Source organism: Streptomyces sp. NPDC040718 (genome assembly GCF_055593565.1).
Genome location: NZ_JBVIXO010000004.1, coordinates 50,340 through 76,135 on the forward strand (window position 1 = coordinate 50,340; position 25,796 = coordinate 76,135).

The following is a 25,796-nucleotide window of genomic DNA, read 5'->3' on the forward strand; positions in this document are numbered from 1 at the left end:
CCACGGTAAGCGCGTACGGACGCGGGCGCTCCGGAGACTGGGCCGGAAGGCCGGAACGGCCCGGAGGCCGGAACGGCGATCCCGTTCCGGCCTCCGGGCCGTGCGTGCGGGCGGGCGTCAGTCGGACAGCCCCGCCAGGTCGCGCAGCCGGCGGGCCTGGGCGGCGCGCTCGGCGGCGCGCTGGTCGTCGTACGCACGGGACGGGGCCGCGCGCAGCAGTGCCTTGGTCTCGATGACGGCGTCACGGGGCGGGGCCAGCAGGGCGGTGGTGAGGTCCTGGACGGCGGCCTCCAGTTCGGCGGCCGGGACGACCAGGTTGGCCAGGCCGACCCGCTCGGCCTCCTCGGCGTGCACGAAGCGGCCCGTCGCGCAGATTTCGAGCGCGCGGGCGTAGCCGACCAGGGCGGTCAGCGGCTGGGTGCCGGCCAGGTCGGGGACCAGGCCCAGGCTGGTCTCGCGCATGGCGAACTGCACGTCGTCCGCGACGACCCGCAGGTCGCAGGCGAGCGCGAGCTGGAAGCCGGCGCCGATCGCGTGCCCCTGTACGGCGGCGATGGAGACGATGTCATTGCGTCGCCACCAGGTGAAGGCCTCCTGGTACTCGGCGATGGTGGAGTCGAGCAGTTCGTCGGAACCGCGCGCCAGATCGAGGAAGGACGGCTCGCCCTCGAAACCCTCGGGGGTGAACGCCTGCCGGTCGAGCCCGGCGGAGAAGGACTTGCCCTCGCCGCGCAGTACGACGACCCGGACGGTGCCGGGCAGCGACCGTCCGGCCTCCGCCAACGCCCGCCAGAGCGCGGGGGATTGGGCGTTTCGCTTGGCCGGATTGGTCAGTGTCACCGTGGCGACCGTGTCGTCGATGGTGAGCCGTACGCCATCCTTGTCGAGCAGAGCCATCTGGTGCCTCCGGTGTGCAGTCGCGGCCGCATGCTCGGCCTAAGTGACTGCACAGTAACCACCCAGTCGGCCGCGGGGCCGACCGGGGGTCACTGAAGGTACCGTGCATGGAACGGGACGAAACCGACAGCATGGATCAGACAGCGTGAAAGAGAACGGAGCTGTCGGGCGGTCTTCGGCACCGGCCTCGGCCTGACGGCCAGGGTCAGACCGCAGCCGCCTTCTTGCCGCGCGTCGCGCCACCGCGACCACGCAGCGTGACTCCGGACTCGCTGAGCATCCGGTGGACGAATCCGTATGACCGGCCGGTCTCTTCGGCCAGCGCCCGGATACTCGCACCGGAGTCGTACTTCTTCTTCAGGTCTGCCGCGAGCTTGTCGCGCGCGGCGCCGGTCACCCGGCTGCCCTTCTTCAGAGTCTCGGCCACCCGTGCCTCCTCGTGGGAAGTGCGCTCTGGACTTCTCATGATCACCCCTCCCCGGCTTCCTGGCCACCCATTCAGCAAGGTCGGTGCGACGGCATTTCCCGGCCCGTGGACGGCCGAGCAGAACGGAATCTCCTCTTCCGCCGCATGACCTCCGTCACATTTCTCCGCCGTCGAAGGGAATCACCAGGTCAGGGGCCGGACGCGGAGAGCGGCCGGCCCCGGACGCGCATCCAGGAGGACGCGGCCGGGGCCGATGTACAGGGCGCGGGGGTACGAGACCGTCTCACTCAGATGATGGATCACGCCTGAGCCGAATGATCCATAAGGAACTGGATCAACCCCTCGGGGGCCGTCGGGCGGGGCAAGCGAGCGGAGATCAGGCGAGGGCGACCAGGTCCCGGTAGTCCGGGCCCCACAGGTCCTCGACCCCGTCCGGGAGCAGGATGATCCGCTCCGGCTCCAGGGCCTCCACGGCGCCCTCGTCGTGCGTGACGAGGATGACCGCGCCCTTGTAGGTGCGCAGCGCGCCCAGGATCTCCTCGCGGCTGGCCGGGTCGAGGTTGTTGGTGGGCTCGTCGAGCAGCAGCACGTTGGCCGAGGAGACGACCAGGGTGGCCAGGGCCAGGCGGGTCTTCTCGCCGCCGGAGAGCACGCCGGCCGGCTTGTCCACGTCGTCGCCGGAGAACAGGAAGGAGCCGAGCGTCTTGCGCACCTCGACCAGGTCCAGGTCGGGTGCGGAGGAGCGCATGTTCTCCAGGACCGTGCGGTCCGGGTCGAGCGTCTCGTGCTCCTGGGCGTAGTAGCCCAGCTTGAGGCCGTGACCGGGCACGACCGTGCCGGTGTCGGGCTTCTCGGTGCCCGACAGCAGGCGCAGCAGGGTGGTCTTGCCGGCGCCGTTGAGGCCGAGGATGACCACGCGGGAGCCCTTGTCGATGGCCAGGTCGACGTCGGTGAAGATCTCCAGCGAGCCGTAGGACTTCGACAGGCCCTCGGCGGTCAGCGGGGTCTTGCCGCAGGGCGCCGGTTCCGGGAAGCGGAGCTTGGCGACCTTGTCGGACGCGCGGACGGCCTCCAGCCCGGAGAGCAGCCGCTCGGCGCGCTTGGCCATGTTCTGCGCGGCGACCGTCTTGGTGGCCTTGGCGCGCATCTTGTCGGCCTGCGAGTTCAGGGCCGCGGCCTTCTTCTCGGCGTTCTGGCGCTCGCGCTTGCGGCGCTTCTCGTCGGCCTCGCGCTGCTGCTGGTAGAGCTTCCAGCCCATGTTGTAGACGTCGATCTGGGACCGGTTGGCGTCGAGGTAGAAGACCTTGTTGACCACGGTCTCGACGAGATCGACGTCGTGGGAGATCACGATGAAGCCGCCGCGGTAGTTCTTCAGGTAGTCGCGCAGCCAGACGATCGAGTCGGCGTCGAGGTGGTTGGTGGGCTCGTCGAGGAGCAGGGTGTCGGCGTCCGAGAAGAGGATCCGGGCGAGCTCGACGCGGCGGCGCTGGCCGCCGGAGAGGGTGTGCAGCGGCTGGCCGAGGACCCGGTCGGGGAGGCTGAGGGCGGCCGAGATGGTCGCGGCCTCGGACTCGGCGGCGTAGCCGCCCTTGGTCAGGAACTCGGTCTCCTGGCGCTCGTACTGCTTGAGGGCCTTGTCGCGGGTGGCGCCGGAGCCGGTGGCGATGCGCTCCTCGTTGGCGCGCATCTTCTTGATCAGCACGTCGAGCCCGCGCGCGGAGAGGATCCGGTCGCGGGCGAGTACGTCGAGGTCACCGGTGCGCGGGTCCTGCGGGAGGTAGCCGACCTCACCGGACCGGGTGATGGTGCCGCCGGCGGGCTGGCCCTCGCCCGCGAGGCATTTGGTGAGGGTGGTCTTGCCCGCGCCGTTGCGGCCGACGAGCCCGATGCGGTCGCCCTTGGCGACACGGAAGGACGCGTTCTCGATGAGGATGCGGGCGCCGGCGCGCAGCTCGATGCCGGTGGCGGTGATCACGGAAATACTCCAGGGCGGTGGGGACGGCGGAAGTGGGGGCAGGACGCGCGTTGCTTCGACGCCGCTAATCCGCGAGGAGATTTGCCATGGGATTCATTCTACCGGGGGTGCGCAACCACTTTTCGGGGCCTCCCGTCCCCCGTTCGGCGCACGGGCCACGCGGGGCCGCCCGGGCGCGTATCAGGATGAAGAGGTTGATACTCGCCGCAGGGGCGGCAGGCGGCCCCTCCGGTCTCACCGATATGGGCGGTGCGGGATGCAGTTCGACGACAACGCCAATCTGGACACGTCCGAGGTCAAGGACGTGCGCGGCAGCCGTGTCCCGGGTGGCAGGGCCACCATCGGCGGTGGGCTCGTCGGCCTGATCGCGCTGGTGCTGGGGCTGCTCTTCGGGGTGGGCCCGGAGCAGCTGGGGCTGTCGGACGGCAGTCCGGAGCCGGTCGCGACCTCCTCCTCGGCCGCACAGGTGCAGCAGTCGTGCAAGACCGGGCAGGACGCCAACACGCGCGAGGACTGCCGGCTGGTCGCGGTGGTCAACAGCACCCAGGACTTCTGGAGGCAGGAGTTCCAGAAGCGCGGCGGCGCCTACCGCCCGGCGTCCACGGTCTTCTTCACCGGCCGGGTGAACACCGCCTGCGGAACGGCCACCTCGGCGGTCGGGCCGTTCTACTGCCCCGGCGACCGGCAGGTCTACCTGGACCTGGGCTTCTTCGACGAGCTGCGGACGAAGTTCGGGGCGAGCGGCGGACCCTTCGCCCAGGCCTACGTGGTCGCCCACGAGTACGGCCACCACATCCAGAACCTGACCGGGACGCTCCAGCGGGCCCAGGACGGGCAGCAGGGCGCGAACAGCAACGCGGTGAAGGTCGAGCTCCAGGCCGACTGCTACGCGGGGGTGTGGGCGCACAACGCGACGAGGACCCCGGACGAGTCCACGGGGCGGCCGCTGATCACCAGCCTCACCGACCAGGACATCCGGGACGGGCTGGACGCGGCGGCGGCGGTCGGCGACGACCGGATCCAGGAGAAGTTCCAGGGCCGGGTCACCCCGGAGTCCTGGACGCACGGCTCGGCCGAGCAGCGCCAGCAGTGGTTCTACCAGGGCTACCGCACGGGCGACATGGCCCAGTGCAACACCTTCCGCTGACCGTCGACGGCGCCTGCCATGCTGTGACGCGGGTCACTTGGGCCACCGTCACGAGAGGGAGTGATCGTCATGGCAGGCGTTCCGTCCATCTACCCCGCGCTGCTCTACCGCGACGCGAAGGGAGCGATCCAGCAGCTCACCGAGGCGTTCGGGTTCACCCAGGTCGCGGTCTACGAGGGCGACGACGGCTCGGTGATGCACGCGGAGCTGGCGTACGGGAACGGCGCGGTGATGCTGGGCAGCAAGGGGCGCGGCGGGGTCTTCGACAAGGCCATGGACGCGGCGGGCCCGGCCGCGGTCTACGTCGTGGTCGACGACGTGGACGCCCATCACAGGCGAGCCGCCGAGCACGGCGTCGAGATCCTGATGGAGCCCACCGACCAGGACTACGGGTCCCGGGACTACATGGCGCGGGACGCCGAGGGCAACGTCTGGAGCTTCGGGACGTACGCGCCGCAGCTGTGAGCGCTGCGGCGCGTCCGCGCGTACGGGCGGGCGGTCAGCCGCCGCCGGTGTGGACCTGGAAGGCGGCCCGGCGGACCGCCTTGGCGAGGGCCGGGTCGGGGTGGGCGGCTGCCAGGGCGACCAGTACCTGCACCGTGCGGGGGTGGCCGACCGCGCGGACCTCGTCCAGCAGCCGGGGGACGGTGGTGCGGACGGCGGAGTCGAGGTGCCGGGCGAGCAGGTCGGCCTCGCCGTGGTCGGCGATGGCCGCGGCCGTGTCCACCCACAGCCAGGTCGACTCCTCGGGGGTGAGCACGTCCTGGGCGTCGTCGGGGTCCACCCCGTCGTGCTCGGCGAGCCAGAGGAGGGCGTACGGCCGCAGCGCGGGCTCGCGCAGGGCCGCGCGGACCTCCCGCTCGGCGGGGGCGCCGACCACCCGCAGGGCCTCGAAGGCCAGGCCGCGCAGCAGGGCGTCCTCGCCCTGGGCGGCGTGCAGGAGCTCGCTGACGGCGTGGCCGACGGGCCGGGCGGCGAGCCAGGCCTGGTACTCGGCGCGGGCCGGTCCGGGGGTGAGCCGGGCGCAGCCGTGCAGCATGGCGGCGGCGGACTGCTCGATGTTGCCGGCCGGGCTCTGTGCGGCCACGCAGATCTGCTCCAGCTTCACCCACACGGCCCAGCTGCCGAGGGGGGTGAGGGTGGCGCGGGCGGGGCCGAGGGTGACGGCGTCCACGGCGGCGAGTCCGCCCAGGGCCCAGCGCAGCAGGCGGGCGAGCGGGAGGGGCCGGGGTTCGGCGGTGGAGCCGGAGGCGGGCTCGGGGCCGTAGGGGACCTCGCAGCGCTCGTCGCGCAGCTCGGTGACCCGCTGGCCGAGGAGGTCCAGGAGGTCGGGGACGGTCACCGGGCCGGCGGACAGCTGGAGCAGCGACAGCAGCTGCGGCATGGCCTCGACCACCTCGGCGACGGCCGAGGGGGCGATGTCCGCGGGGGCAGGGTGGACGAGGGACCAGGCGTCGAAGAGGGCGACCCAGCCGCGCAGCACGGCGGTGTCGTCACGGCCCCAGGCGCGCAGCCGCCAGCCGGGGCGGGCGTGTCCGCCGTGCACCTCGACGAGGCCGGAGAGGCGGGCGCGGTCCCAGCCGACGCGGATCTGCCCGTGCGTCAGGCCCAGTTCCGCGGCGGCCCGTTCGACGTCGACGGCGGGCAGTGCGCCCGAGGGCGCGGGGCGGCCGCCGTCGCGCGCGCCGAGGTTCAGCTCGGCCCAGCGGGCCAGCCGTACCGCGTCGGCGAGCGAGGCGCGGGCGCGGTTCGCCAGGTCCGCCGTGGCGGGGGTGCCCGCCGGGGGCCGGGGGGCCGGCCGGGTTCGGCGGTCGGTCACCGCCTTGCGCGCCGTGGCGACGGAACGCTGGGAGACGAGTCGGAGTCTGGAGTCGCGAGCCAACTGCTCATCAGGCTTTCGGGACGTCACGGAAGCAGTCTCGCCCGTCACTGGCCGAAAGCCCAAACGGAACCGGTCATTTCCACAGGTCACGGGGTGGATGAACCGGGATGAATCCCCCACCGGGTCCCGTCCGCCACAGGCCCTTCACCCGGGCGCCACATCACACGTCACATGAGAGGGGTCAGGAAGCGGCGCAGCGCCTCCTCGTAGCGCAGCGGGTCGGCGTTCCACATCGCCCCGTGCCCGGCGTCCATCACGGTGTGCAGGGTGACCAGGTCGGGCCGGGCGGCGGCGAGCCGGCGGGACGGCCCCCAGGGGGCCATCGTGTCGGCGGGCCCGTGGAAGATCAGGACGGGCACGCGCAGCCCGCCGGGGTCGGCTCCCGGCGCGAGGTGGTCGGCACGCAGCCCGGCGCGGCCCTCGGCGGCCCGGACGGCGAGCGGGAGCAGCGGGGCCGGGGTGCCGCGGGCGGCGGCCAGGGCCCGCAGGGTGGTGTGCCAGTCCAGCACCGGCGAGTCCAGCACCAGCCCGGAGACCCGGCCGGCCAGGGCGGAGCGCTCCAGGGCGCGCAGGGCCATGGCGGCCCCGGTGGACCAGCCGTACAGGACCACGCGGCGGGCCCCGTAGCGCACGGCGTAGCGGATGGCGGCGTCCAGGTCCCGCCACTCGGACTCGCCGAGGTGGCCGAGGCCGTCCGGGGAGGCGGGGGCGCCGATGTCGCCCCGGTAGCCGAGGTCGAGCACCGGGAGGCGGTGGCGGTGCAGGAAGGGCATGACGGCCATCGGGTGCTCCCGGCCGGTGCCGAGCCCGTGGACGGTGATCACCCACGTGCCCCGGGCGCCGGGCAGGAACCAGGCCGGGAGCGGGCCGAGCTCGCCGGGGACGTCCACGTCGGCGTGGTCCAGCCCGAGGGCGGAGCGCGGGTTGCCCCGGTGCACCTGGGGGGTGAGGGCGACCCGCAGGCCGGAGGTCAGCTCGCCGTGGCTGACGGAGAGGAGCCGGCGCACGACGGTGTCCGGGCCGTGCGGGACGCCGGTGAGGACGGAGCCGACCACGGCGTGCACCCCGGGCGCCTCCAGGCCGTACAGGCCGGGGCGCAGGGAGGCCAGCGAGCGGGTGAGGAACACCCGGCCGGGGGCGGTGGCGTGCACGCTGAGGCGCGGGCCGCCGGGCAGCGGGCGGCCCGGTTCGGGCCGCAGGGCCGCGTCGGCGGCGTACCGGCCGGCCGCGACCGCGGCCGCTCCGGCGCCGATCAGGGTCGTGGTGACGGCCGCTGCCGTCGCTGTGGCGGTACGCACCGTTCCAGTCTCGGCGCGCGGGGGCGGAGGGGCCACCGGAGGAGATCGTTCCCCGGGTGGCGCGGGCGGCGGACGAGCGGCGGACGAGGCGGTTCCGAGTGGAGTGATCTAGCTCTCTTTCCGGGTCCGGGAGGGGGGCGTCCGCGCGGCGCCGGGACCCGCCGGAAGGGGCCGTTCACCCGGCTTTGACGTGCATGAACCGGGATGGCTACGACAGAATCAGGACGAATGACCCGATCGTGTGGCGCGTGGGGACACCGTGTCGCCCGAGTCAGTTCATCTTCCGTTCACCCAGGTTGCCTACGGTCGCCGTGCCACTGACGCCAAACAGAAGCCTGGGTAAATGGAGCACATAACGCTTCTCCTCGGGATCGTGATCATCACCGCTCTCGTGTTCGACTTCACGAACGGTTTCCACGACACAGCCAACGCGATGGCCACCACCATCTCGACCGGCGCCCTCAAGCCCAAGACGGCGGTGGCCATGTCCGCCGTGCTCAACCTCGTCGGCGCGTTCATGTCCGTGGAGGTCGCCAAGACGATCTCCAAGGGCCTGGTCAACGAGGAGGGCATTCAGCCGGAGGTCATCTTCGCCGCCCTGGTCGGCGCGATCCTCTGGAACCTCGTCACCTGGCTGGTCGGACTCCCCTCCAGCTCCTCGCACGCCCTGATGGGCGGCCTGGTCGGTGCGGCCGTCGCCTCCGCCGGCCTCGGCGCCGTCAACGGCGACACGCTCGTCACCAAGGTGCTCCTCCCCGCCGTCGCCGCTCCGATCGTGGCGGGTGTGGCCGCGATGCTGGCCACGAAGGTCACGTACAAGCTGAACGGCAAGATCGGCGAGAAGACCTCCGCCAAGGGCTACAAGGCCGGTCAGATCGCCTCCGCCGGCCTGGTCTCCCTCGCGCACGGCACCAACGACGCGCAGAAGACGATGGGCATCATCACCCTGGCCCTGGTCGCCGGCGGCGCGCTCGCGCCCGGCTCCAACCCGCCGGTCTGGGTCATCGTCTCCGCCGGTCTGGCCATCGCGCTGGGCACCTACCTGGGCGGCTGGCGCATCATCCGCACCATGGGCTCCGGCCTGACCGACCTGCAGCCGCAGCAGGGCTTCGCCGCCCAGACCTCGGCCGCCAGCGTCATCCTGGCCTCGTCCAACCTCGGCTTCTCCCTCTCCACCACGCACGCCTGCTCCGGTGCCGTCATGGGCGCGGGCCTGGGCCGCAAGGGCGGCGTGGTCCGCTGGTCCACCGCCACCCGCATGTTCGTCGCGTGGGGTCTGACCCTGCCGGCCGCCGCCCTCGTCGCCTCCGGCGCCGAGCTGGTCATGCGCACCGGTGACGTCGGCGTCGCCGCCGTCACGGTCTTCCTGGTCGCCTCCTGCGCAGCCATCTGGCTGATCTCCCGCCGCCAGGTCGTCGACCACACCAACGTCAACGAGACCGGCACCGCCTCCACCGAGGCCGAGGAGCCCGGCGTGGTCACCACCGCCATGGCCGCCGTCGTGGTCCCGCCGGTCGCGGGCACCACCGCCGCGGTCACGGACGAGGACCTCAAGGCCACCATCCCGGCCGCGACGGCCAACCCGGCCGCCCCTGCCACCCCGCAGACCCCCGCGGCCCCGGCCGCCGCGGTCTGACCCCGAGAACGACAGAGGAAACGGCAGTATGAAGATCGACTGGGCAGCACTCGGCTCCGTCTTCGGGGTCAGCCTCTCCGCCACCGTCGCCCTCGTGGCCCTCTTCACCCTGGGCCTGGTGGGCCTCTCCAAGCACGAGGCCGCCACCGAGCAGGGCGGGGCCGCGACCCTGGCCCGCAGCGGCGCCTACGCCTGCTTCGCGCTCTGCGCGGCGGCCGTGGCCTACGGGATCTACCTGATCGTCAGCTGACACCGCCGCACCGCGTGCGAAAGCTCCCTCCGGGACTCCCCGGAGGGGGCTTTCGCGCACCCGCGCCCCTCCTCCGCCGTCCGTCCCACCAGGTCAACGGCGAGTTGACGGGCGTTCGCGGTGCGTGGTGGACTGCCCGAGCCAATACGGCGGCATGGAGAGGAAGTCCGGTGCGAATCCGGCGCGGTCCCGCCACTGTCACCGGGGAGCGCACGCGGCGCGTGCGCCCCGGGAGCCAGGAACTCTCGCCGCCGGACACGTCGAACCAGGGCGCGGACCCTGAGTGAGGACATACCTGCCACCATGCGTGCCGACCGCGTCTTCGCGTACGGCGCCACGGCGGGGCTGATCGGCGACCGGATCCTCGGGGATCCGCGCCGGGGGCACCCCGTGGCCGCCTTCGGACGAGCCGCCGCCGCAGTCGAGGGCGCCCTGTGGCGCGACGACCGCGCCCGCGGCCTCCTGCACACCCTCATCTGCGCGGGCGGCGCCGCCGCCGCCGGCGCGCTGGGCGCGCGCGCCGTGCGCTCCCGGCCCGCGGCCGCCCGTATCGCCCTGACCGCCGCCGCCACCTGGGCCGTCGTCGGCGGCACCTCCCTCGGCCGGGAGGCCCGCGCCATCGGCGGGGCGCTCGCCGCCGGGGACGCGGAGGTCGCCCGGGAACGGCTCCCGCACCTGTGCGGGCGCGACCCCCAGGCGCTGGACGAGCAGCAGATGGCGCGGGCCGTCGTGGAATCCGTCGCCGAGAACACCTCCGACGCGGTCGTCGGGGCCCTGGTGTGGGGCGCCGTCGCCGGGGTCCCCGGGCTGCTGGCCTTCCGCGCCGTGAACACCCTGGACGCGATGGTCGGCCACAAGTCGCCCCGCTACCTGCGCTACGGCTGGGCCTCCGCCCGCCTCGACGACCTGGCCGGCTGGCCCGGGGGCAGGCTGACGGCGCTCGCCGCCGTGGCCGCCGGTCCCGACCGGAGGGGAGCCGTACGGGCCTGGCGCGCCGACGCCGCCGCCCACCCCAGCCCCAACGCCGGCCCGGTCGAGGCCTCCTTCGCCGGTGCCCTCGGCGTCCGGCTGGGCGGGACCCTCTCCTACGGCGGCCGGGTCGAACACCGGGCGGTGCTGAACGGGGAGCGGGGGCGGCCGGTGGAGGTCGCCGACATCGAACGGGCGGTACGGCTGTCGCGGCGGGTGACCTGGCTGGCGCTCGGAGCCTGCGTGGCCGTCCGGTGCGCCGTGGCGAAGACGGCGAGGACCAAGAGGGGACGGGGACGGGCATGAGCGGTACGAGGCGCGGCGGCGGACTGCTGGTCGCGGGTACGACCTCCGACGCGGGCAAGAGCGTCGTCACGGCGGGCATCTGCCGCTGGCTGGCCCGCCAGGGCGTGAAGGTGGCCCCGTTCAAGGCCCAGAACATGTCGCTGAACTCGTTCGTGACCCGCGAGGGCGCCGAGATCGGCCGCGCCCAGGCCATGCAGGCCCAGGCGGCCCGGGTGGAGCCGACCGCGCTGATGAACCCGGTCCTGCTCAAGCCCGGCAGCGACCGCAGCAGCCAGGTGGTGCTGCTGGGCAAGCCGGTCGGCGAGATGAGCGCCCGCGGCTACCACGGCGGCCGCCAGGAGCAGCTCCTCGGCATCGTCACGGACTGCCTGGAGCAGCTGCGGGGCACGTATGACGCCGTGATCTGCGAGGGGGCGGGCAGTCCGGCCGAGATCAACCTGCGCCGGACCGACATCGTGAACATGGGCATCGCGCGGGCCGCGCGGTTCCCGGTGGTCGTGGTCGGCGACATCGACCGGGGCGGGGTGTTCGCCTCCTTCTTCGGGACGACGGCGCTGCTGTCCCCCGAGGACCAGTCGCTGGTCGCCGGGTACATGGTCAACAAGTTCCGCGGCGACGTGTCCCTGCTGGAGCCCGGCATGGAGATGCTGCGCGGCCTGACGGGACGGGCGACGTACGGGGTGCTGCCCTTCCGGCACGGGCTGGGCATCGACGAGGAGGACGGCCTGCGGGTCTCCCTGCGGGGCACGGTGCGCGAGTCCGTGGTCGCCCCGCCGGTCGGCGAGGACGTGCTGCGGGTCGCGGTGTGCGCGGTGCCGCTGATGTCGAACTTCACCGACGTCGACGCGCTGGCGGCCGAACCGGGCGTGGTCGTGCGGTTCGTGGACCGGGCCGAGGAGCTGGCCGACGCCGACCTGGTCGTCGTACCGGGCACCCGCGGCACGGTGAAGGCGCTGGAGTGGCTCCGGGAGCGGGGACTCGCCGACGCGCTGGCGCGGCGGGCCGCCGAGGGGCGGCCGGTGCTGGGCATCTGCGGCGGCTTCCAGGCGCTCGGCGAGCACATCGAGGACGAGGTCGAGTCGAAGGCCGGATCGGTGGCGGGCCTCGGGCTGCTGCCGGTGCGGGTGCGGTTCGCCGTCGAGAAGACCCTGGCCCGGCCGGTGGGCACGGCGCTGGGCGAGGAGGTCTCGGGCTACGAGATCCACCACGGGGTGGCCGAGGTGCTGGGCGGCGAGCCGTTCCTGGACGGCTGCCGGGTCGGATCCGTGTGGGGCACCCACTGGCACGGCTCGCTGGAGTCGGACGGCTTCCGCCGCGCGTTCCTCCGGGAGGTGGCCGCCGCTGCGGGCCGCCGCTTCGTTCCGGCGCCGGACACGTCGTTCGCCTCCCTGCGGGAGGAGCAGCTGGACCTGCTGGGCGACCTGATCGCCGAACACGCGGACACCGATGCCCTGCTGCGCCTGATCGAGGGCGGCGCCCCCGCGGGCCTCCCGTTCCTCCCCCCGGGCGCCCCATGAGGGCCCCGGCCCCGCGGGGCTCTTCCCCTACGCGCCCCTCCACCGTTCCCGGGGGCTCCGCCCCTGCCCCCGGTCCTCGAACGCCGGACGGGCCGGATCTTCAGCCTCGCCGGCGTCTGAGGCGCGGGGTCTGGGGCGGAGCCCCGGGAAACGGAGAAAGGGCGGGGCGGGGAGCGGCTCCGCGCAGCGGCACCCCCGGCCCCCCGGCCCCCACCCGCAACAGCCAGCGCAACCGCACCCGTACAGGAGGAGTGAGCAACCCATGAGCACGCCCTACCCGTTCACCGCAGTGGTCGGCCAGACCGACCTGCGGCTGGCGCTCCTGCTCAACGCCGTGAGCCCGGCGGTCGGCGGCGTGCTCGTGCGCGGCGAGAAGGGGACCGCCAAGTCCACCGCCGTGCGCGCGCTGTCCGCGCTGCTGCCCCAGGTGGACGTCGTCCCCGGCTGCCGGTTCTCGTGCGCGCCGGCCGCGCCCGACCCGGCCTGCCCGGACGGCCCGCACGAGCCCGGCCCCGGCACCGGCCGCCCCGCCCGCATGGTCGAACTGCCCGTCGGCGCCTCCGAGGACCGCCTCGTCGGCGCCCTCGACATCGAGCGCGCCCTCGCCGAGGGCGTGAAGGCCTTCGAGCCCGGCCTGCTCGCCGACGCGCACCGCGGGATCCTGTACGTCGACGAGGTCAACCTGCTCCACGACCACCTCATCGACCTGCTCCTCGACGCCGCCGCGATGGGCGCCTCGTACGTGGAGCGCGAGGGCGTCTCCGTGCGCCACGCGGCCCGGTTCCTCCTCGTCGGCACGATGAATCCCGAGGAGGGCGAGCTGCGCCCGCAGCTGCTGGACCGGTTCGGGCTGACCGTCGAGGTCGCGGCCTCCCGCGAGCCCGCCCAGCGCGTCGAGGTGGTGCGCCGCCGGCTCGCGTACGAGGACGACCCGTCGGGCTTCGCCGCGCGCTGGGCCGGGGACGAGAGCGAGGTGCGGGCACGGGTCGTGGCCGCGCGGGCGCTGCTCCCGCAGGTCCGGCTCGGGGACACCGCGCTGCTGCAGATCGCCGCCACCTGTGCCGGGTTCGAGGTCGACGGCATGCGCGCCGACATCGTGATGGCCCGTACGGCGACCGCGCTGGCCGCCTGGGCCGGGCGGACCTCCGTGCTCAAGGAGGACGTCCGGCAGGCCGCCCTGCTGGCCCTCCCCCACCGGCGCCGGCGCAACCCGTTCGACGCGCCCGGCCTGGACGAGGACAAGCTCGACGAGATCCTGAACGGCTTCCCCGACGAGGAGCCGGAGCCCGAGCCCGAGGGCCCGGACGACGGCGACGGTGACGGCGGCGGCCCCGACGGGGACGGCGGCGGGGTGCCCCCGCAGGCCGGCGGGCCCGAGACCGGACACGCGCCGGACACGCCGCAGGAGGCCCCCGAGCCGGAGGCCGCGGAGGCCCCCGAGCCGCAGCCCTCCGCCCCGCAGGGCGGGGCCGGCGGGGCCGAGCAGGCCGCCGTGGGAGCCGCCGAGCCGTTCCGCACCAAGATGCTCAGCGTGCCCGGCCTCGGCGAGGGCGCGGCCGGGCGGCGTTCCCGTGCCCGTACCGCGCACGGCCGCACCACCGGCGCCCAGCGCCCCCGGGGGCAGCTCACGAAGCTGCACCTGGCGGCCACCGTGCACGCCGCCGCCCCGCACCAGAAGGCCCGCGGGCGCGCCGGGCGCGGCCTCGTCGTGCGCCGGGACGACCTGCGCCAGGCGACCCGGGAGGGCCGCGAGGGCAACCTCGTGCTGTTCTGCGTCGACGCCTCGGGATCGATGGCCGCCCGGCAGCGGATGGGCGCCGTCAAGGGCGCGGTGCTGTCGCTGCTCCTGGACGCCTACCAGCGCCGGGACAAGGTCGGCCTGATCACCTTCCGCGGCGCGGACGCCGAACTGGCGCTGCCGCCCACCTCCTCGGTGGACGCGGCCGCCGCCCGGCTGGAGAAGCTGCCGACCGGCGGCCGCACCCCCCTCGGACCGGGCCTGCTCAAGGCCCACGAGGTGTTGCGGATCGAGCGGCTGCGGGACCCCTCGCGCCGCCCGCTGCTGGTGGTCGTCACCGACGGGCGGGCCACCTCGGCCGGGGCCGTCGGCGGTGACCCGCGCGAGCTGTCGGGGCGCAGCGCCCGGCTGCTGGCCGCCGAGGGGATCACCTCGGTGGTGGTGGACTGCGAGTCCGGGCCGGTCCGGCTGGGGCTGGCGGGGGTGCTGGCCGCCGACCTGGGCGCGCCCGCCGTGACCCTCGACGGGCTGCGGGCCGACTCGCTGGCCGGGCTCGTGAAGAACGTACGTACCGCAGTGACCCACGAAACCCCCAGGAGGGCCGCGTAATGCCGCAGGGACAGCCGACCGTCGTTCCGGACGACGGGCTCACGACGCGTCAGCGCCGCAACCGTCCGCTCGTCTTCGTGCACACCGGGCCGGGCAAGGGCAAGTCGACGGCCGCGTTCGGCCTGGCGCTGCGCGCCTGGAACCAGGGCTGGCCGATCGGGGTGTTCCAGTTCGTCAAGTCGGCGAAGTGGAAGGTCGGCGAGGAGAACGCGCTCAAGGTGCTCGGCGCCTCGGGCGAGGGCGGGTCCGTCGTCTGGCACAAGATGGGCGAGGGCTGGTCCTGGGTCCAGCGGGACGCGCAGCTCGACAACGAGCAGGCCGCCAAGGAGGGCTGGGAGCAGGTCAAGCGCGACCTGGCCGCCGAGACGCACCGGCTCTACGTGCTCGACGAGTTCGCCTACCCGATGCACTGGGGCTGGATCGACGTGGACGAGGTGATCGAGGTCCTGCGCAACCGCCCCGGCACCCAGCACGTGGTCATCACCGGCCGCAACGCCCCGGAGAAGCTGGTCGAGTTCGCGGACCTGGTCACCGAGATGACCAAGGTCAAGCACCCCATGGACGCCGGCCAGAAGGGCCAGAAGGGCATCGAGTGGTGACGTCCGTGAACGTGCCCCGGCTGGTCATCGCCGCGCCGTCCTCCGGCAGCGGCAAGACCACCGTGGCGACGGGCCTGATGGCTGCCTTCGCGGAGCGCGGCCTCGCCGTGTCCCCGCACAAGGCCGGGCCCGACTACATCGACCCCGGCTACCACGCGCTGGCCACGGGCCGGCCGGGCCGCAACCTGGACGCCTTCATGTGCGGGCCGGAGCTGGTCGGCCCGCTGTTCGCGCACGGCTCCGCCGGGTGCGACCTCGCCGTGGTCGAGGGCGTGATGGGGCTCTACGACGGTGCCGCGGGGCGGGGCGAGCTGGCCTCGACGGCGCAGGTGGCGAAGCTGCTGCGGGCGCCGGTGGTGCTGGTGGTGGACGCCTCCTCGCAGTCCCGGTCGGTGGCGGCGCTGGTGCACGGCTTCGCCTCGTTCGACCCGCAGGTGCGGCTCGGCGGGGTGATCCTCAACAAGGTGGGCTCCGACCGGCACGAGGTGATGCTCCGGGAGGCCCTGGAGGAGGCCGGGATGCCGGTCCTCGGTGTCATGCGGCGGGCCCCGCAGGTGGCGACGCCGTCCCGGCACCTGGGCCTGGTCCCGGTCGCCGAGCGGCGGGCCGACGCGGTCGCGGCGGTGGCGGCGCTGGCCGAGCAGGTGCGGGCCGGCTGCGACCTGGACGCGCTGATGGCGCTGGCCCGGACGGCTCCGCCGCTGGACTGCGCGGCGTGGTCGCCGGAGGACGCCGTGTCGGCCGTGCCGGCCGTCGGGGGGCGGCGGCCCGTCGTCGCCGTCGCCGGCGGGGCGGCGTTCACGTTCTCGTACGCCGAGCACGCGGAGCTGCTGACGGCCGCCGGCGCCGAAGTGGCCGCCTTCGACCCGCTCCGGGACGAGGCGCTCCCCGAGGGCGCCACCGGTCTGGTGATAGGCGGCGGGTTCCCCGAGGTGTACGCCCCGGAGCTGTCGGCGAACGAGCCGCTCCGCAAGGCCGTCGCGGACTTCGCCGCGGCCGGCGGGCCGGTGGCGGCCGAGTGCGCGGGGCTGCTGTACCTGGCGCGGTCCCTCGACGGGAAGCCGATGTGCGGGGTCCTCGACGCCGACGCCCGGATGTCGGAGCGGCTGACGCTGGGCTACCGCGAGGCGGTCGCGGTGTCGGACAGCTCGCTCGCCGCGGCGGGGACGCGGCTGCGCGGGCACGAGTTCCACCGGACGGTGGTCGAGCCGGGCGCCGGGGCGGCGCCGGCGTGGGGGTTCACGCATCCCGAACGCCGCGTCGAGGGCTTCGTACGGCAGGGCGTGCACGCGAGCTACCTGCACACCCACTGGGCGGCGCAGCCCTCGGTCGCCCGGCGCTTCGCGGAAGCCGCGGCAGCGCACCGGTGACCGGCCTCCCCGGCCGGCGCTCAGTCCGCGAGGCCGACCACGAGCCAGATCCCGGCCACCCCGCCCACCGTGCACATCAGCGTGGACAGGGCGGGGTGCTCGTGGTGCGCCTCGGGGAGGATCTCGGCGGCGGCCAGGTACAGCAGGGCGCCGCCGAAGAATCCGAGGTACGCCCCGAGGGGTTCCTCCGGAAGGGTGAACAGCAGGGTGGACGCGGCGCCGACGACCGGGGCCACGGCGTCCGCGAAGAGCATCAGCAGGGCCTTGCGGCGGGCGTTCCCGTAGAGGCGGGTGAGCGTGTAGGTGTTGAACCCGTCGGCGAAGTCGTGGGTGATGACGGCCAGTGCCACGGCCACGCCCATGCCGCCGCCGACCTGGAAGGCGGCGCCGAGGGCCACTCCGTCGGCGACGCTGTGGCCGACCATCGCGGCTGCCGCGGTGAGGCCGACCTGCGGGACTCGGCCGCCGCCGTGGCCGTGCCCGCCGTGGCCGCCGTTGTTCGCGGCGCCGTGCGCGGCCTGGCGTACGGCGAGGAGGCGCTCCACCACGTGGGCGACCAGGAAGCCGCCCACGAAGAGCAGCAGGGCCATCGGGACGCCGAACACCTCCTGGCCGGCGGCGTGCATGGCCTCCGGCAGCAGGTCGAGGCCGACCACGCCGAGCATCAGCCCGCCGGCCAGGCCGAGCACCAGGTGGCGGCGGTCGGTGACGCGTTGCGCCGTCCAGCCGCCCGCCAGCGTCATGAGGAACGCGCCCAACGCCACGATCACCGCCATGTGCCCCTGGATACCGACTGGCGGCCGGGTGCGCACTTCCGCGCGCGGGTGGCGGACGGCAGCGTGTTGACGACGAGAGACGGACGACGGACGGAGGAGGGATCCCGGTGGGCGAGTACGTGACGCGGCTGGTGGTCGGGGTCGGCGGGCGCGCGGGGGTCTCCGTCGAGGAGGTCTGCGCGCTGGTCGAGGAGACGCTGCGGGGGGCCGGGCTGGCCACCGCGGCGGTGGCGGCGCTGGCCACGGTGGAGTCGAAGACCGCGGAGCCGGGGATCGCGGGGGCGGCGGAACGTTTCGGCGTGCCGTTGGTCGGCTATCCGGCGGAGCGGCTCGCGCTGATCCCGGTACCGCACCCCTCGGCGTCGGTCCGGGACGCCTCCGGCACGGCTTCGGTCGCGGAGGCGGCTGCCCTGGCGGGCGGCGGGGAACTCCTCGTGCCGAAGCGGCGGTCGGTGGCGGCGACGTGCGCGGTGGCCACCGCCGAGGAGCACGACCTGCGCCACCACGGGGACGCGGAAGTGGCGGACGCCGGCGGCACACTGGTGGACCTCGCGGTGAACGTACGCTCCGACACGCCGCCGCAGTGGCTCAAGGAGCGCATCGCGGCCTGCCTGGGCGACCTGGCGGCCTACCCCGACGGACGGGCGGCGCGGGCGGCGGTGGCGGTCCGGCACGGGCTGCCGGTCGAACGGGTGCTGCTGACGGCGGGGGCGGCGGAGGCGTTCGTACTGATCGCGCGGGCGCTGGGTGCCGTACGGCCTGCCGTGGTGCACCCGCAGTTCACCGAACCGGAAGCGGCCCTGCGGGACGCCGGGCACCGGGTGGAGCGGGTGCTGCTGCGGCCCGAGGACGGCTTCCGGCTGGACCCGGCGGCCGTGCCGGAGGACGCCGACCTGGTGGTGGTCGGCAACCCCACCAACCCGACGTCGGTCCTGCACCCGGCGGAGGTCCTGGCGTCGCTGGCCCGGCCGGGACGGACCCTGGTGGTGGACGAGGCGTTCATGGACGCCGTCCCGGGTGAGCGGGAGGCGCTGGCCGGCCGGACGGACGTCCCCGGGCTGGTCGTCCTCCGCAGCCTGACGAAGACGTGGGGGCTGGCGGGGCTGCGCATCGGGTACGTCCTGGCCGAGCCGGAGGTCATCGCGAAGCTGGCCGCCGCACAGCCGCTGTGGCCGGTGTCGACGCCGGCGCTGGTGGCGGCGGAAGCCTGCGTCTCGCCGGCGGCGCTGGCGGAGGCGGAGGCCGCCGCGTGGCGGATCGCGGTGGACCGGGAGCACCTGCTGGCGGGGCTCGCGGAGTTCGAGGAAGTCACGGTGTCGGGGGTGGCCGAGGGCCCGTTCGTCCTGGTCCGCGTCCCGGGCGCGGCGGAAGTACGCACCCGCCTGCGCGCGCTGGGCTTCGCGGTGCGCCGGGGGGACACCTTCCCGGGCCTGGACGCCGACTGGCTCCGCCTGGCGGTCCGCGACCGCGCCACGACGGGCCGGCTGCTCCAGGCCCTGGACCACGCCCTGGCGCTGGCCGCGCGGTAGGGGCGGGGGCGCTGCTCCACGGCTCGCGCCCGCCGTCTCCCCCTAGAGGGGCGCGGCCGGGTCGGCGGCTGCCCACCTCCGTCTGCGGGGGCGGGGGCGGGGGGCGGTAGCCCCTGGGCCCGGATCAGAGAGGGTTTGGGGGTTTCCCGGCGGTGCCCCGCCCCCGGTGCCCCGCCCAGCGTCCCGCCCCCGCCCCGGCGCAACCCCGTCCCCCGCCCCGCCACCGGGCCACCCGCCGCAGGGGCCGGGCCGCGCGCCTAACATGGCTGGAGCAAACGACGAACGGGGGGCGGCACATGAGGACGGCGGCGCGGATAGGGGTCGGGGTGGCCGTGCTGGCCGTGGTCGGCGGGGGCGTCTACGCCGTACCCCGGATCATGGACCGTGGCGCGGACGCCACCGAGCAGCGGTTGCAGGGGAAGCCCGGGACGGCGAAGGGGCCGGCCGGGACGCCGTTCACGCTGGTGGCGACCGGCGACATCATCCCGTACCCCTCGATCATCCAGCGCGCGGCGGACGACGCCGGCGGCAAGGCCGGCGAGTACGACTTCCGGAAGATACTCGCGGGCGTCAAGCCCATCGTGTCCGCCGCCGATCTGGCGATATGCCACCACGAGATACCGTACGGCCGGCCCGGCGGCCCCTACACCGGATATCCCGCCTTCAAGGCCCCGCACCAGCTGGCCGACGCCCTCAAGGACGCCGGGTACGACAGCTGTTCCACCGCTTCGAACCACACACTCGACGACGGCTACGACGGCCTCACCCGCACCCTCGACCACCTCGACCGGGTCGGTCTCAAGCACGTCGGCTCGGCGCGCAGCGCCGACGAGGCCAAGGCACCGGCCGTGCTCTCGGCAGGCGGCGCGAAGATCGCCCAGTTGGACTACACGTACGGGACGAACGGCATACCGGTCCCGGCGGGCAAGCCCTGGGCCGTCAACCTGATCGACCAGGGCCGGATCATCGCCGACGCCCGCGCGGCCCGGGCCGCCGGGGCGAACGTCGTCCTCCTCAGCGTCCACTGGGGCACCGAATGGCAGACGGCGCCCGACCAGCAGCAGAAGGACCTGGCGCAGGCGCTGACCGCCTCGCGCGGGGCGGACGGCCTCCCCGACATCGATCTGATCCTCGGTACGCACAACCACGTGCCGCAGCCCTACGAGAAGATCAACGGCACCTGGGTGGTGTTCGGGATGGGCGATCAGGTCGCGAGCTTCTACGAACCGGAGAAGGCGCGGGGCAACATGTCCTCGATCCCCCGGTTCACGTTCGCCCCGTCGGCGGGGAACAGCGGCCGCTGGGAGGTGGTGAAGGCCGAGTACTTCACCCAGTTCTCGGACATGAAGCCGCCGTTCCGGGTCGTCTGCGCCTCCTGTACGCCGGACCGTGCCGACTACGCCAAGGTCGACAAGGAGGTCACGGCCGCCGTCACCTCGCGCGGCGCCTCGGGCCAGGGACTGGAGCACGCCACCCGCTGAGGGGTCCTGCGGCTACTGGGCCCTGCCGCGCCGGGTCACGACGAGGGCGCCCGCGCCGATGCCGAGCAGGAGGAGGGCGCCGCCGGCGACGTACGGGGTGGCCGAACCGGCGCCGGTCTCGGCGAGGTTGGCCTGCGTCGCGGTCTGCGTGGTGGTCTGGGCGGCGGTCTGCGGCTTGGCGTCGGTCTTGGCGTCAGTCTTGGCGTCGGGCCTGGCTTCCGGCTTGGCGGCGGGGCTGGGCGCGGCGCCCTTGGGGGCTTCGCAGTGGGCTTCGGCCAGTACGACCTCGCCGTCGACCTGGGCCACGTTCAGGTCGAGCGGGTTGACCGACACCTTCAGGCGCAGCGCGGCCGCCGCCGCGGTGGTGGAGGTGGTCTGCGTACCGGAGAGCTCCAGGGAGACGGATCCGACGCCGGGGACGTCGATCTTGGTGGCGGGGCCGCCGGCGGTGAGGGTGACCTTCTTGCCGAGGGCGGTGACCGTGCCGAGGACGTTCGAGGTGGCGACCGGCTTCTTGCCCGCTTCGCAGACGGCCTTGGAGGTGACCTTCTCGACCTCGATGAGGGAGAGCCGGGGCAGGCCGGGGACGTGCACCTTGGCGTGGGCGAGGTTCGATTCGGCCTGGGCGGTGTTCTTGTCGGCGGTCGCCTTGGCGGTGGCGACGTCGGCCTTCAGGACGCTGACGGGCTGGCCTTGTTCGGCGCCGTCGAGGGTGACGGTGAGGGCCGTCTTCTCGGCGGCGGCGGGGGCGGTGACCTCGTTGAGGGTGGCCTTCAGCGGGACGTGCACGGCCTTGTTGAGCAGGCCCACGTCCAGTCCGGCCCGCAGGACGACGGCTCCGGACGTTCCCCCGCTCCCGGCCCCGCCGCCCGTGGCGAGGGCGGGCGGCGCGGCGAGCAGGGCCACCGCTCCCGTGGCGAGCAGAACGGCCGCGGGCATGCGGAAGGTATTGCTGTTCAAGATGGTGGAACCCCCGGGGAGATGGGTGCCGCCGCAGCGCCAATGGGGGACATCGCGCACGCCGACGGCTTCGACGTTCGAAATCCTTACGCACTGGGAGTGAACGGTCAGCAACCCGAGGTGAGTTCACCCCAAAGGGTGGTTTCCATGCATGTATTCGATTTGCCGCGCCACGCCTGACACAGCAGTACCTGTAGTCCCGGGTTCAATGGCGGAGGGTGATCGTGAAGCGCCTCACGCCCGTGTCGACCGTGTCGGCGTCCGGACGACAGCCCTACGCCCGCACCACGCCGTTCACGATGACCCGGTCCGGCTGCGCCAGGGCGCGTACGTCGGCCCGGGGGTCGGCGGCGTAGACCACGAGGTCGGCCGGGGCGCCTTCGGTGAGGCCGGGGCGGCCGAGCCATTCGCGGGCCGCCCAGGCCGTCGCCGAGAGGGCGTCCAGCGGCGGGATGCCGGCCTTCACCAGCTCCGCCACCTCGGCGGCGACCAGGCCGTGCGGGAGGGAGCCGCCCGCGTCCGTGCCCACGTACACCTGGATGCCCGCGTCCCAGGCCGCCCGGACGGTGTCGTAGCGCCGCTCGTGCAGCCGTCTCATGTGGGCGGACCAGGCCGGGAACTTGGCCTCGCCGCCCGCCGCGAGCTTGGGGAAGGTCGCGATGTTCACCAGGGTGGGGACGATCGCCACGCCGCGCTCCGCGAAGAGGGGGATGGTGTCCTCGGTGAGCCCGGTGGCGTGTTCGATGCAGTCGATGCCCGCCTCGACCAGGTCCCGCAGCGAGTCCTCCGCGAAGCAGTGCGCGGTGACCCGGGCGCCCAGCCGGTGCGCCTCGGCGATGGCGGCTTCGACCTCTGCGCGCGGCCAGCAGGCCGTCAGGTCGCCGGCGTCGCGGTCGATCCAGTCGCCGACGAGCTTGACCCATCCGTCGCCGCGCCGGGCTTCCCGGGCGACGTACTCGACGAGCTGAGGCGGCTCGATCTCGTGGGCGTAGTTGCGGATGTAGCGGCGGGTGCGGGCGATGTGCCGGCCCGCCCGGATGATCTTCGGGAGGTCCTCGCGGTCGTCGATCCAGCGGGTGTCGGAGGGGGATCCGGCGTCGCGGACGAGGAGGGTGCCGGCGTCCCGGTCGGTGAGGGCCTGCGCCTCGGCCGTCGGGGCGTCGACCGGGCCGTGGGCGTCGAGGCCGACGTGGCAGTGCGCGTCGACCAGGCCGGGCAGGGCCCAGCCGGTGACCGTGGTGACCTCGCGGGCGGCGGTCGGCCGCTCGAAGGAGATCCGTCCGCCGACGACCCACAGTTCGTCGCGCACCTCGTGGGGCCCGACGAGTACGCGCCCCTTCACATGGAGCACACCGTTGTGATCACTCATGTCCGCACTGTACGTGCGCCCTGGGTAGGCTCGGCGGGTAACCCCGGACGAAGAGAGCACCGCCGTGACCCACCCCCTGCTGGACCTCCCGCCGCTGACCGCCGAGCACTTCGCGTCGATCGAGCGGGGGGTGGCGCGGCTGCTGGACACCCGGCACGACGTGGTGGTCACCCAGGGCGAGGCGCTGCTCCCGCTGGAGGGGTGCATCCGCTCGGGGGCGCGGCCGGGTTCGACGGCGCTGAACGTCGTCACCGGGCCGTACGGGACCACCTTCGGCAACTGGCTGCGCGACGCCGGGGCGAACGTGGTGGACCTGGCGGTGCCCTTCGACACCGCCGTCAGCGGCGAGCAGGTGGCCCGCGCGCTGGCGGAGCGCCCGGAGATCGACTTCGTCTCGCTGGTGCACGCCGAGGCGGCCACGGGCAACACCAACCCGGTCGCGGAGATCGGTGAGGCGGTACGGGCCCACGGGGCGCTGTTCATGCTGGACGCGGTGGCCTCGGTGGGCGCCGAACCGCTGCTGCCGGACGCGTGGGGCGTGGACCTGTGCGTGATCGGCGCGCAGAAGGCGATGGGCGGCCCGGCGGGGGTCTCGGCGGTGTCGGTGAGCGACCGGGCCTGGGAGCGGTTCGCGGCCAACCCGGCGGCGCCGCGCCGCTCGTACCTCTCGCTGCTCGACTGGAAGGAGCGCTGGATCGACGGCGGCCGCAAGGCGCTGCTCCACGCGCCCGCGCAGCTGGAGATGCTGGCGCTGGAGGCCTGCCTGGACCGGATCGCGGCCGAGGGCCCGGCGGGTGTGCTGGGGCGGCACGCCGCGGCCGCCCGGGCCACCCGGGCGGGCGCGGCGGCGCTGGGTGTCGCCCCGTGGGTCGGCGACCCGGCGCAGGCCGCTCCGGTGGCGACGACGCTGCGGGTCGCGGACGCCTCGCTGGTGGCGGGTAAGGCCCTGGCGGCGGATCCGGCGGCCCCGCTCGCGGCGGGCGGCGGGGCGCTGGCCGGGGAGATGGTGCGGGTCAACCACTACGGTCCGGCGGCCTCGCCGGAAGCGGTCGGGGCCGCGCTGGGGGCGCTGGCCCTTGCGATCGGCGTCGATCCGGCGCCGGCCCTGGCCGCGGCTTCGGCGGCCTGGGCGTAGCTTCCGGTTCGCCGGCCGGTCGGCGGGTCAGCCGGTCAGCCGGCCAGGACGTCCAGCAGCCGGTCCACGTCCGCCTCGGTGTTGTAGAGGTGGAAGGAGGCCCGCAGGGCTCCGTCGCGGGCGGAGGTGTGGATACCGGCGGCTTCCAGGGCGGGCTGCCGGTGGGCCAGGCCCGGTACCGAGACGATCGCGGCGTCTCCGGGGACGGGTTCGTGGCCAAGGCGGGCCAGCCCTTCCCGGTAGCGGGCGGCGAGGGCGGTGTCGTGGGCGTGGACGGCCCCGATGCCGATCCGCTCCAGCAGCGCCAGGGAGGGTTCCGCGGCGTGGTACGGGAGGAAGGCCGCGGACTCGTCGAAGCGGCGGGCGTCCCCGGCCAGTTGCCGCATGGGGCCGTAGACGGCGTCCCATTTGGACTCGGCCGCCACCCAGCCTGCGTGCAGCGGGGTCAGTCCGGGCTGGGCCTCCTCCGAGACCGTCAGGTACGAGGCGCCGCGGCCGCCGAGCAGCCACTTGTAGCCGCCGGTGACGGTGTACTCGTACGGCGAGGCGTCGAAGGGCAGCCAGCCGGCGGCCTGGGTGGCGTCCACGAGCATCCGCGCCCCGTGCGCGGCGGTCGCCGTGCGGACGGCGGCGAGGTCCGCCGTACGGCCGTCGGCGGACTGGACGGCGCTCAGTGCGACGAGGGCGGTGTCGGGCCGGACGGCTTCGGCGAGGGACTCCAGCGGGGCGAAGCGGACCTTGAGGTCGCCGCGGAGTACGAAGGGGTTGATGACGGAGGCGAAGTCCCGCTCGGGCAGCAGGACTTCGGCGCCGGCGGGCAGGGAGGCCGCGATCAGGCCCACGTGGACGGCGACGGAGGAGCCGACGGCGACGCGCCGCGGGTCTGCCGAGACCAGCCGGGCGAAGGCGGCTCGCACCCGCTCGACGACGCCGAAGTCGCCGGACCCGGCGGGCAGTCCGGCCCCCGCCGCCTCGGCCAGCTCCCGTACCGCGGCGACGGAGGCCCTCGGGAGCACTCCGGCGCCCGCGGTGTTGAGGTAGGTGGTGGAGTGCGCGAACTCGGCGGCGCACGTGCGGGACAGGTCGGAGAGCGGAAGATCCATGCCGTCCACTCTGCGCCGACACCAACTAAAAGTCCATTGCCGAGTTTTGCGTACTAACCCAAAGGGTTACTTATGGAGCGGCGGCTCAGCCCCGGGGGACGGCGCAGGCGCCGTCGGGCTCGCAGGCCTCGGCGTCGGGAGCCGTCTCCACGGCCTCGCGGCCGGCCCAGGCCTGCTCCAGCGCGCGCGTGAACACCTCGGCGGGCTGGCCGCCGGAGATGCCGTATCGGCGGTCGAGGACGAAGAACGGCACCGCGTTGGCGCCCAGTTCGGCCGCCTCGCGCTCGTCGTCCCGCACCCGGTCCGCGTAGGCGGAGTCGTCGGCGAGGACCTCACGGGCCTCCGCCTCGTCCAGTCCGGCCTCGACGGCCAGGGCGAGCAGCACCGCGGGGTCGAAGACGGAGCGCTCCTCGGCGAAGTTGGCCCGGAAGGCGAGGTCGAGCAGCTGCTCCTGCCGGCCGCGGGCGGCGGCCAGGTGGAGCAGGCGGTGGATGTCGAAGGTGTTGCCGTGGTCGCGGCCGTCGGTGCGGTACTCCAGCCCCTCGGCGCGGGCGCTGGCGGCGACGTGCTCCTCCATCGCGCGGGCCTCGTCGAGGGTGCGGCCGTACTTGCGGGCGAGCATCTCCAGGACGGGGGCGGTGACACCCTTGGCGCCGTTCGGGTCCAGCTCGAAGGACCGGAAGACGACCTCTACCTCGTCGCGGTGCGCGAACCCGGCCAGGCCCTTGGCGAACCGGGCCTTTCCGATATAACACCAGGGGCAGGCGATATCGGACCAAATCTCGACGCGCATGTTCCTTCTTCTCTCCGGTTGCGACTGAAC

Annotated in this window: 22 protein-coding genes and 1 riboswitch; of the genes, 12 read left to right on the plus strand and 10 right to left on the minus strand. The window is 74.3% G+C overall.

Annotation, left to right across the window (positions count from 1 at the left end; all coding sequences use genetic code 11):
- Positions 1-117: 117 nt before the first annotated feature.
- From ACZ597_RS11750 to ACZ597_RS11760, 3 genes are all read right to left on the minus strand, one after another.
- Entirely contained in the window at positions 118-897 is a 780-nt protein-coding gene (locus tag ACZ597_RS11750; RefSeq protein WP_471328078.1) for an enoyl-CoA hydratase/isomerase family protein, read from the minus strand.
- A 205-nt stretch (positions 898-1,102) separates the two neighbouring features.
- Entirely contained in the window at positions 1,103-1,324 is a 222-nt protein-coding gene (locus tag ACZ597_RS11755) for a helix-turn-helix domain-containing protein (protein ID WP_267089015.1), read from the minus strand.
- Positions 1,325-1,700: 376 nt separating this feature from the next.
- Positions 1,701-3,299 carry an ABC-F family ATP-binding cassette domain-containing protein gene (locus ACZ597_RS11760; protein ID WP_125818899.1) on the minus strand — a complete coding sequence of 533 codons (1,599 nt, stop codon included), beginning with the start codon at positions 3,297-3,299 and terminating at the stop codon, positions 1,701-1,703.
- Positions 3,300-3,555: 256 nt separating this feature from the next.
- Here ACZ597_RS11760 and ypfJ point away from each other — a divergent pair, with 256 nt between their 5' ends.
- Positions 3,556-4,446 (plus strand): KPN_02809 family neutral zinc metallopeptidase, encoded by an 891-nt coding sequence (gene ypfJ / locus ACZ597_RS11765; RefSeq protein WP_471328080.1) that lies wholly within the window; start codon positions 3,556-3,558, stop codon positions 4,444-4,446.
- 69 nt (positions 4,447-4,515) lie between these two features.
- The gene (locus ACZ597_RS11770) at positions 4,516-4,911 is read left to right on the plus strand and encodes a VOC family protein (RefSeq protein WP_471328082.1); all 396 of its coding nucleotides are present in this window, start codon (positions 4,516-4,518) and stop codon (positions 4,909-4,911) included.
- 34 nt (positions 4,912-4,945) lie between these two features.
- Here ACZ597_RS11770 and ACZ597_RS11775 read toward each other — a convergent pair whose 3' ends face one another.
- Together ACZ597_RS11775 and ACZ597_RS11780 are read right to left on the minus strand one after the other, a co-directional pair.
- Complete coding sequence (locus ACZ597_RS11775; protein ID WP_471328084.1) at positions 4,946-6,355, minus strand: hypothetical protein; 1,410 nt, start codon at positions 6,353-6,355, stop codon at positions 4,946-4,948.
- Between the two features lie 140 nt (positions 6,356-6,495).
- The gene (locus ACZ597_RS11780; RefSeq protein ID WP_471328086.1) at positions 6,496-7,626 is read right to left on the minus strand and encodes an alpha/beta hydrolase family protein; all 1,131 of its coding nucleotides are present in this window, start codon (positions 7,624-7,626) and stop codon (positions 6,496-6,498) included.
- A 343-nt stretch (positions 7,627-7,969) separates the two neighbouring features.
- Between ACZ597_RS11780 and ACZ597_RS11785 the strand changes: the two genes are divergently transcribed.
- From ACZ597_RS11785 to ACZ597_RS11815, 7 genes are all read left to right on the plus strand, one after another.
- Positions 7,970-9,262, plus strand: a complete 1,293-nt coding sequence (locus ACZ597_RS11785; RefSeq protein WP_471328088.1) for an inorganic phosphate transporter — start codon at positions 7,970-7,972, stop codon at positions 9,260-9,262.
- A 28-nt stretch (positions 9,263-9,290) separates the two neighbouring features.
- Entirely contained in the window at positions 9,291-9,512 is a 222-nt protein-coding gene (locus ACZ597_RS11790) for a hypothetical protein (protein WP_007263389.1), read from the plus strand.
- A gap of 159 nt (positions 9,513-9,671) precedes the next feature.
- Positions 9,672-9,757: riboswitch (cobalamin riboswitch) on the plus strand.
- 58 nt (positions 9,758-9,815) lie between these two features.
- A complete protein-coding gene (locus tag ACZ597_RS11795; protein WP_471328090.1) occupies positions 9,816-10,787 on the plus strand; it encodes a cobalamin biosynthesis protein in 972 nt (323 codons plus the stop codon).
- Positions 10,784-12,304, plus strand: a complete 1,521-nt coding sequence (locus ACZ597_RS11800; RefSeq protein WP_471328092.1) for a cobyric acid synthase — start codon at positions 10,784-10,786, stop codon at positions 12,302-12,304. The genes ACZ597_RS11795 and ACZ597_RS11800 overlap by 4 nt, the downstream gene beginning before the upstream one ends.
- 262 nt (positions 12,305-12,566) lie before the next feature.
- Complete coding sequence (locus ACZ597_RS11805) at positions 12,567-14,651, plus strand: putative cobaltochelatase (RefSeq protein WP_471328093.1); 2,085 nt, start codon at positions 12,567-12,569, stop codon at positions 14,649-14,651.
- Positions 14,651-15,250 (plus strand): cob(I)yrinic acid a,c-diamide adenosyltransferase, encoded by a 600-nt coding sequence (gene cobO, locus ACZ597_RS11810; RefSeq protein WP_352212342.1) that lies wholly within the window; start codon positions 14,651-14,653, stop codon positions 15,248-15,250. The genes ACZ597_RS11805 and cobO overlap by 1 nt, the downstream gene beginning before the upstream one ends.
- 5 nt (positions 15,251-15,255) lie before the next feature.
- Positions 15,256-16,620, plus strand: a complete 1,365-nt coding sequence (locus ACZ597_RS11815; protein WP_471328095.1) for a cobyrinate a,c-diamide synthase — start codon at positions 15,256-15,258, stop codon at positions 16,618-16,620.
- Between the two features lie 20 nt (positions 16,621-16,640).
- Here the strand turns inward: ACZ597_RS11815 and ACZ597_RS11820 are convergent, their stop codons facing one another.
- Positions 16,641-17,396: a ZIP family metal transporter gene (locus tag ACZ597_RS11820; protein ID WP_471328097.1), complete on the minus strand. Its 756-nt coding sequence runs from the start codon at positions 17,394-17,396 to the stop codon at positions 16,641-16,643.
- 119 nt (positions 17,397-17,515) lie between these two features.
- On the opposite strand from ACZ597_RS11820, the gene cobC reads away from it, so the two are divergent.
- Together cobC and ACZ597_RS11830 are read left to right on the plus strand one after the other, a co-directional pair.
- Complete coding sequence (gene cobC, locus ACZ597_RS11825) at positions 17,516-18,925, plus strand: Rv2231c family pyridoxal phosphate-dependent protein CobC (protein ID WP_471328858.1); 1,410 nt, start codon at positions 17,516-17,518, stop codon at positions 18,923-18,925.
- A 296-nt stretch (positions 18,926-19,221) separates the two neighbouring features.
- Positions 19,222-20,406, plus strand: coding sequence for a CapA family protein (locus tag ACZ597_RS11830; RefSeq protein WP_471328099.1), 1,185 nt, complete (start codon positions 19,222-19,224; stop codon positions 20,404-20,406).
- Positions 20,407-20,418: 12 nt separating this feature from the next.
- On the opposite strand, the gene ACZ597_RS11835 is transcribed toward ACZ597_RS11830, so the two are convergent.
- Positions 20,419-21,366: an SCO1860 family LAETG-anchored protein gene (locus ACZ597_RS11835; RefSeq protein WP_471328101.1), complete on the minus strand. Its 948-nt coding sequence runs from the start codon at positions 21,364-21,366 to the stop codon at positions 20,419-20,421.
- 274 nt (positions 21,367-21,640) lie between these two features.
- Positions 21,641-22,735: an amidohydrolase family protein gene (locus tag ACZ597_RS11840; protein ID WP_471328103.1), complete on the minus strand. Its 1,095-nt coding sequence runs from the start codon at positions 22,733-22,735 to the stop codon at positions 21,641-21,643.
- Between the two features lie 64 nt (positions 22,736-22,799).
- Between ACZ597_RS11840 and ACZ597_RS11845 the strand changes: the two genes are divergently transcribed.
- Positions 22,800-23,870: an aminotransferase class V-fold PLP-dependent enzyme gene (locus tag ACZ597_RS11845; protein WP_471328105.1), complete on the plus strand. Its 1,071-nt coding sequence runs from the start codon at positions 22,800-22,802 to the stop codon at positions 23,868-23,870.
- Positions 23,871-23,905: 35 nt separating this feature from the next.
- On the opposite strand, the gene ACZ597_RS11850 is transcribed toward ACZ597_RS11845, so the two are convergent.
- Together ACZ597_RS11850 and ACZ597_RS11855 are read right to left on the minus strand one after the other, a co-directional pair.
- Complete coding sequence (locus tag ACZ597_RS11850; RefSeq protein WP_471328107.1) at positions 23,906-24,973, minus strand: aminotransferase class V-fold PLP-dependent enzyme; 1,068 nt, start codon at positions 24,971-24,973, stop codon at positions 23,906-23,908.
- Positions 24,974-25,058: 85 nt separating this feature from the next.
- Positions 25,059-25,766: a DsbA family oxidoreductase gene (locus ACZ597_RS11855; protein ID WP_471328109.1), complete on the minus strand. Its 708-nt coding sequence runs from the start codon at positions 25,764-25,766 to the stop codon at positions 25,059-25,061.
- Positions 25,767-25,796: the final 30 nt, after the last annotated feature.